Consider the following 7,001-nt stretch of genomic DNA (forward strand, 5'->3'; position numbering starts at 1 on the left):
CGGATAGAAACGCAACCTGATGAGTCAAACCGACGCAGACGTCACCAAATCCGATTCAGTCATCAACCGACATGTTCTAACTGATTACCGATCCGCTCAGCCTACAGGCGTAGACCGCAGCTGCGCCCTCTGCGCCAGGCGAATGTCGCCTAGAAATAGCCGAGGATGGATTTGACCTCGAGGTACTCCAACATGCCTTCGATGCCATATTCGCGCCCGTTTCCGGACTGCTTGAAACCGCCAAACGGGGCGTGCGGGTCCCAGGCGGGGTAGTTGAGATGAACCTGACCGGCGCGGATCCGCGAGGCGACGTCCCTGACGGCGCCCATATCCGTGCCCTGTACATGGGCCCCCAGGCCGTAGACCGTATCGTTGGCGATAGTGACGGCCTCCTCGACTGTGTCGTAGGGGATGATGCACAGAACTGGCCCAAAAACCTCTTCCTGGGCAATGCGCATGCCTGTGCGCACGTCGGAAAAGATGGTCGGCTTGACATAGAACCCGACGCTCAGATCGTCCGCGCGACCCGACCCGCCGGTGAGGAGCCTGGCGCCCTCCGAAATGCCGATGCCGATCATGGTTTGGATGCGGTCGAACTGGGAACGGTTGGCGATTGCACCATGAGTGGTGGCTTCTGAAAGCGGATCGCCGACGATGATCTGGGCTGCGGCCCTCTTGGCGACCGCCTCGATCTCGGACAGCCGCTCGCGCGGCACGATCATACGCGTCGGCGCGCTGCATGACTGGCCGAGATTGCGGAAGGCGGCGGCTATGCCCAGCGAAACGGCACGATCGGGGTCGGCGTCGGGCAGAATCACATTCGGCGACTTGCCGCCGAGCTCCTGTCCGACGCGCTTGACCGTCGGCGCGGCGGCCTGGGCCACCGCGATGCCGGCACGGGTGGAGCCGGTGATGGAGATCATGTCGACATCCGTGTGGGAGGCGAGACCCATGCCCACGCCTGGGCCGTCACCATTGACGAGGTTGAAGACACCGGCAGGGAAGCCGGCTTCCTCAATCGTCTCGGCGAACAGCAGGGCGTCCAAAGGAGAGAGTTCGCTTGGCTTCAGCACGACCGTGCAGCCTGCGGCGAGCGCCGGCGCAACCTTGGCGGTGATCTGGTAGAGCGGCCAGTTCCAGGGCGTGATCAGGGCGCAGACACCGATCGGTTCGTGGGTGACGGCGGTGTGGCCGCGCTGCACGACGAAGGGGAAGGTTTTCAGGACATCGCGAGCGACTTGCACATGGGCGATCGCGAGCGACACCTGCGCGGTGCGCGCATATCCGATCGCCGCTCCCATCTCGAGGCTCAAGCATTGCGCAAGCAGTTCATTGCGCGCTTCGAGCAGCGCCTGCAGGCGATCAAGCAGACCCGCGCGGTATTCCGGCCTGGTACGGCTCCAGGTGGCGAACGCCCGGCGGGCCGCTGCAACGGCCGCGTCCACATCCCAGCTGTTTCCGAGCGGAAACCGGGCCACGATCTCTTCGGTGGCGGGATTCACCACGACGCTCTGGGCGGTGCCTCTCGGCTCGACCCATTGACCGTCGATGAAGAACTTGTCGAGGCGGCCGTTGCGGGACAGGTGTTCGAGGGGCGAAATCATGTGACAAGGTCCTTCATGCGGTAATAGGCGCCGAGGATCGGCAGGAACCAGGGACGCCCAAAGTATCCAGGGATCGCCGGCCAGTCGAAATCCTTCCAGGGGTTCAGGTCGGGACGCCCGTCCATGACATCGGCCATGATGCTGCCCATCAGCGTCGACATATGGGTGCCGTGGCCGCTATAGCCCATGGAGTAGTAGATTCCGTTGCGCTCCCCGGCGCGCGGCAGGCGGTCGCGGGTCATGTCGACCATGCCGCCCCAGCAGTAATCGATGCGGATGTCGGCCAGTTCCGGATAGACCTCGACCATCGCCGCTTTCAGGATCCGGCCGCTCTTCTCGTCGGACTGCGGGTTGGATACTGCAAACCGGGCCCGCCCGCCGAACAGCATGCGATTGTCCGGCGTGAGCCGCCAGTAGACGACGAGATTGCGCGTGTCGACGACATTGCGTCGGGTCGGCATGAGGCGCTCGAGTTGCGAAGGCGACAGCGGTTCCGTCACGACCAGGAAGGCGCCGACCGGCACGATGCGGCGGCGGATCCATCCGAGCGGACCGACCTGGGAAATGCCGCTCGCCAGCAGGACCTGACGCGCGACGATCTTGCCTCGCGGGGTCTCGACCTCATGCCCGTCGGCGACCTTGCGCAGAGCCATGACGGGGGCGTTTTCATAGACCTCTGCGCCCCGCCGTGCGGCGGCGGTCGCCAGGCCCCGGACGAAACGGCCGACATGCATGCTGGCGCTCTTGGGAAACAGCAGCCCGCCATGGTAGCGGCTGGTGCCGACTTCAGTTCGCAGGTCGGCGCGCGCGATCATCCTCGTCCCGGGATCGACATTTGCCGCCAAGAGTTCCTGGCTGCGCGCCAGCACGTCGTAGTGCTCAGGCTTGGCGGCAAGCTTGAGCTTGCCGACCCGGGAGAAGCTGCAGTCGATCTTTTCTTCCTGCACCAACCGCTCGACCATATCGACGCCGGCGTCGAAAGCCTTGTAGAGGGCGTTTGCGGCCGGCTTGCCGTGCTTGCCGGCCATGATTGCATAGTTCTGGGCAAAACCGTTGTTGCACATGCCGCCATTGCGGCCGGAAGCGGCGTTGCCGATCGTTTCGGCCTCCAACAGTGCAACCCGGGCGCCCTTTTTGGCGAGGGCCAACGCGGCAGAGGATCCAGTCAAGCCGCCGCCCACAATCGCTACATCGTAGTGGCCTTCGAGCGGTTTGGACGCGCCCTCGTTGAACGGCTGAGAGGTGTCCAGCCAATAAGATGTAAACTTCATGATTGCACCACCAGTGCGTCAGTTTGCACGGGCGCCATGCAAAGCGTTGCGATTGCAGCCCCTACCATCCGCGGATCCGCTCCCAACGGGCTTCGATCCGGGGACTGTCCCCGTTGACGACGCTGTAGAAGTGGTGCTGGGCGGCCATCGCGCAGGCATGGTTGGGCAGAATCCGGACCCGAGCCCCGAGCGGGAAATCGGGCATGGACTTTCCAGAACCGGCACGAATGGTGAGGATACCGTGTTCCTGGCTGGCCTGCGCCACGATCACATCTTCAAGCACCCGCCCCTTTTCATCGCAGACCACGCCGTAACCCTGGTCGACCTGCTGGTTTGCGGTTCCGCGGTCGCGCGAAAGCGCCATCCAGCCCGCGTCGACCAGCACCCATCCTTTTTCCGGCTTGGACCCGATCACCGTGGCCAACACGGAAATCGCGATATCGTCGAGACGGCAGACCCCTACCCCGTGCTGGACGAGATCGAAGAACATGTAGACCCCGGCGCGCAGCTCCGTGACGCCTTCGAGGTTCTCGGCGAAGTGCGCCGTCGGCGTCGAGCCGAGGCTGACGATCGGGCAGGCATGGCCGTGGGCGCGCAAAGTTTCGGCGGCGCGCACGGTGGCCGAACGCTCGTCCTCGGCTGCCATGACCAGCGCATCGGGCGTGCTCAAGCCATAGGACTCGCCGGCATGGGCGAGGACGCCGACCAGGTTGGCGCCAGCTGCGACGATCCTGTCGGCCACATCGAGCAGCTTGGGATCGTCCGGCTTCAATCCGCCGCGATGGTCGTCGCAGTCCAGTTCGATGAAGACGGACGGCGTCACACCGGTGGCTTCGCGTACACCGGCCAGGGCGTCGGCCTGCTCCACGAAATCGAGCAGCAGCTTCACATCAGCGCCGGTGCGGCGACAAAGCTCCATGGCGCGGACGGCCGACGCCGGCGACATGCCGACTGCATAGGTGATGTCGCGAAAGCCGTGGCCGGCGAAATACTCCGCCTCGGCGATGGTCGAGACCGTGATCGGGCCGGGTTCGCCGGGGAACACATGTCGGGCGACGTCGATGCTTTTGGCCGTCTTCATATGCGGGCGCAGCACTACGCCAAGCTCTCTGGCATGCTCGGCCAGACGCTGGATGTTGCGCTCGATCCGCCCCCGGTCCAGAAGCAGCGACGGGGTGATGAGGGCATCGATCGTTTGTGCCGCCTCACTGATATTTACATTCGTATCCATCGCCACCCTACCTCATTCCTCAACCGAACGACTGATTTGCCAAGGCATACATGCGGGCTGTCCCGTCGCAGACGGGCCGTCGCCCCTTGACCATCGCGATCACAGCACCGACACGCGCGAGGCCCAGGCTCTCCAGCCAGTCGCCCAATCCGTGTTCGGCATAGACGTCGATGCGCACGAATTGGCCGTGAAGCGTCGCAAGCTGGGCCAGGATCAGAAGCCGCGCGTCTTGGGCGCTTTCTGCTGCAACAGGGCCGACGACATAGCCGCGGCCGAACCGCCTGGCGATGGCGTAGCCTGCAATCCGCCCCGCGCGTTCGATGACCAGAACATTGCCAGCATCAGCGAGCGCAGCCACCATCGACGGCCGGGGCATGCCTGTCGCCCGCTCGTCAAAAGCCTGGATCGCCGCGAGGTCGGAGACCGTCGCCTGACGGATGTCGTCGCGGGTACTCTGCGTCACGGCGACGCTCAGCGAGCCCTGGTGCTGAATCACCGTGCCCCAGGCATTGAAGCCGCGTCGCTTGTAGAGCGCGAGCCCCTCTTCCGTCGAATTGAGCAGCACGTTGCGCCCGTCCGTGGCCTGAAGCAACCCGTCAAAAAGCCGGGAGCCGTTGCCGCCGCCTTGCGCGGAGCCGGTTACTATGATCATCCCGGCAGTGGCATAGGCCTGTCCGTAATTCCAGGACATGGCAGTGCCGATCACCTGTCCTGCCCGCTCGAGGACCAGGCCATTGCCGACCTTCACGGCAAATTCCCAGTCCTCCTGGCGATAAGGCCAGCCCATCTCCTGCGACAGATTCAGCGCGCCCGGCACATGGCGGGTCTCGAATTTCATCAGCTCGGTCGGGGCGCTGACGCTATCCCTGTCATGATCAACGGCCATAGGTGCAACGCTGTCGCTTGATCCAAAGTCACATTTGTAGTCGGACCTTAGAGTGGCGTCCGGCGGGCAGATTTCGCTGCTGTTATGCCCCTTCAATTCAGCGGGATCATTCGTTTTGAGCCGTCCGTCGGCATGCCATATGGCGCAAATCGGGCGAGGAATGCGGCAAGACCACTCGGGCGTCGCTCAGGCGAGGTGGAATGCAGACCTCAGCGGCATCTTTCGGTCGCAGCCTGCCACTCGCCTGACCAACCTCAATGCAATTTGAGACGCGGACGGACAACCCGGTTGACATGGCCGACCAGGATAAGAGCCAGGCCCTTGATCCAGCCATGTATGGCCACCAGGTGCATGCGGTACAAAGACACGTAGATCATCCTGGCCAGCCGCCCTTCGATCGCCATCCGCCCTCCGACGAGATTTCCCATCAAGCTGCCGACGGTGGAAAACCGGCTCAACGACACGAGCGAGCCCTTGTCCCGATAGACAAATGCTTCCGGCGTTTCCCCGGCAATCAAGTGAAGAATGTTGCGATAAGCGGTCGATGCCATCTGGTGGGCGGCCTGAGCGCGTGGCGGCACTGGGCCGCCCGCCCCTTCCGGCTTGAAAAAGCAGCAATCGCCGATAGCGAAGATGCGCTCGTCCCGGCTCGTTTGGAGGGTGGGAAGGACGACAAGTTGCCTGCTGCGCGCCACCTCAAGTCCGTCGAGCTCTCCCAGAATATTTGCCCCCTGCACTCCTGCAGCCCAGACGCAAATATTGGCGTGTATCTGCTCCCCGGTAGCACACCGCAGTCCCTGTTCCGTTGCTTCGGATACAGCCGTGTTTGCGAGCACCCGGACGCCGAGGGCCTCAAGTTCCTGATGCGCGGCCTTTGCTAAAGCTTCTGGGAGAGCCGGAAGAATCCGCGGCCCGGCCTCTATCAAAGTGACCCTCAGCCGGGTCTCGTCGAAGACTTCCAGGCCATAATGTCTGAGAGATGATGCAGCATTGTAGAGTTCAGCAGCGAGTTCGACGCCTGTCGCGCCACCACCTACGATAGCTATATCAACAAAGGCGTCGTCGGTTGAATCAGCTGACATTGTCCTGGAAACTCGAAGACAATGATTCAACAACTTCAATCGAAAGCGATCCGCTTGGTGACGGTCTTCGAGGAAAAGGCAATGATCCTTGACTCCGGGAGTGCCGAAGTCGTTTGAAACCGACCCGATTGCGATAACGAGGTAGTCGTATCGGAGCCGATGTCGACCGACCAGTTCCGACCCGTCATCGTCGAATATCGGCGCCACTGTGACCTGCCGCGCGGTGCGATCGATGGCCTCCAGCGACCCGTAGAAGAAGCGGTAGCCCCAACGGTGCCCGTGGCCGCGGTAGCCCACTTCGTCAAGATTTGCGTCGAGTGATCCGGCCGCGACCTCATGGAGCAGCGGCTTCCACACATGGGTGTGGTTACGCTCGACAAGAATGATATCGAAATCCTTGCGGCCGAGCCGTGCTCCGAGCCGGCGCACGAGTCCAAGGCCTCCAGCCCCACCGCCAACGACGACTATTTGAGTCTTCATTCGTGCTTGCCCGGTCTCGTTGAGGAATGCCCCTTAACACGACTACCCGCTGTCAGAGGCGCCAGATGGCAATCTAGTCCTGGATTCGATAGCCCTGAATGATAAAGAAGCGTCATCATCGCCCTCACGAACTCAAAAATCGCGCTATTCCCGGGCGTTCACGCCGCGAATGGCGAGCCCTGTAGTCCAGCCCCAAGGCCGCCCTCACCAATCCATGACAACCTTGCCGGAATTGCCGCTCTTCATCGCCTCGAAGCCGGAAATATAGTCGTCCACGCCGATGCGGTGGGTGATCAGGCCGCCGACATCGAGCGGACCCTGCACCAGCGCGATCATCTTGTACCAGGTCTCGAACATTTCGCGGCCATAGATGCCCTTGAGATGCAGCATCTTGAAGATGACCTTGTTCCAGTCGATCTCGAAGCCGGTCGGCGCGATGCCCAGAAT

At 62.7% G+C, this 7,001-nt stretch carries 5 protein-coding genes and 1 pseudogene; all 6 read right to left on the minus strand.

Features of this window, described 5'->3' with window-relative positions; all coding sequences use genetic code 11:
* Positions 1 to 149: 149 nt before the first annotated feature.
* The gene (locus tag AC0L2C_RS21570; protein WP_287228000.1) at positions 150 to 1,604 is read right to left on the minus strand and encodes an aldehyde dehydrogenase family protein; all 1,455 of its coding nucleotides are present in this window, start codon (positions 1,602 to 1,604) and stop codon (positions 150 to 152) included.
* Positions 1,601 to 2,875, minus strand: coding sequence for an NAD(P)/FAD-dependent oxidoreductase (locus tag AC0L2C_RS21575; protein WP_287228002.1), 1,275 nt, complete (start codon positions 2,873 to 2,875; stop codon positions 1,601 to 1,603). The genes AC0L2C_RS21570 and AC0L2C_RS21575 overlap by 4 nt, the downstream gene beginning before the upstream one ends.
* 61 nt (positions 2,876 to 2,936) lie before the next feature.
* Entirely contained in the window at positions 2,937 to 4,106 is a 1,170-nt protein-coding gene (locus tag AC0L2C_RS21580) for an alanine racemase (protein WP_287228169.1), read from the minus strand.
* A 19-nt stretch (positions 4,107 to 4,125) separates the two neighbouring features.
* Positions 4,126 to 4,944 carry a GNAT family N-acetyltransferase gene (locus tag AC0L2C_RS21585; RefSeq protein ID WP_287228004.1) on the minus strand — a complete coding sequence of 273 codons (819 nt, stop codon included), beginning with the start codon at positions 4,942 to 4,944 and terminating at the stop codon, positions 4,126 to 4,128.
* Between the two features lie 302 nt (positions 4,945 to 5,246).
* Positions 5,247 to 6,554 carry an NAD(P)/FAD-dependent oxidoreductase gene (locus tag AC0L2C_RS21590; RefSeq protein WP_091590903.1) on the minus strand — a complete coding sequence of 436 codons (1,308 nt, stop codon included), beginning with the start codon at positions 6,552 to 6,554 and terminating at the stop codon, positions 5,247 to 5,249.
* Positions 6,555 to 6,758: 204 nt separating this feature from the next.
* Positions 6,759 to 7,001 (minus strand): annotated as a pseudogene (gene tdh, locus AC0L2C_RS21595) (L-threonine 3-dehydrogenase); the annotation flags it as partial.

The organism is Mesorhizobium sp. WSM4845 (genome assembly GCF_055811455.1).

Bases quoted from the DNA above. Each gene is read 5' to 3' on its own strand.
- AC0L2C_RS21575 (WP_287228002.1), bottom strand. From the start codon at position 2,875: ATGAAGTTTACATCTTATTGGCTGGACACCTCTCAGCCGTTCAACGAG.
- AC0L2C_RS21590 (WP_091590903.1), bottom strand. From the start codon at position 6,554: ATGAAGACTCAAATAGTCGTCGTTGGCGGTGGGGCTGGAGGCCTTGGA.
- AC0L2C_RS21580 (WP_287228169.1), bottom strand. From the start codon at position 4,106: ATGGATACGAATGTAAATATCAGTGAGGCGGCACAAACGATCGATGCC.
- AC0L2C_RS21570 (WP_287228000.1), bottom strand. From the start codon at position 1,604: ATGATTTCGCCCCTCGAACACCTGTCCCGCAACGGCCGCCTCGACAAG.
- AC0L2C_RS21585 (WP_287228004.1), bottom strand. From the start codon at position 4,944: ATGAAATTCGAGACCCGCCATGTGCCGGGCGCGCTGAATCTGTCGCAG.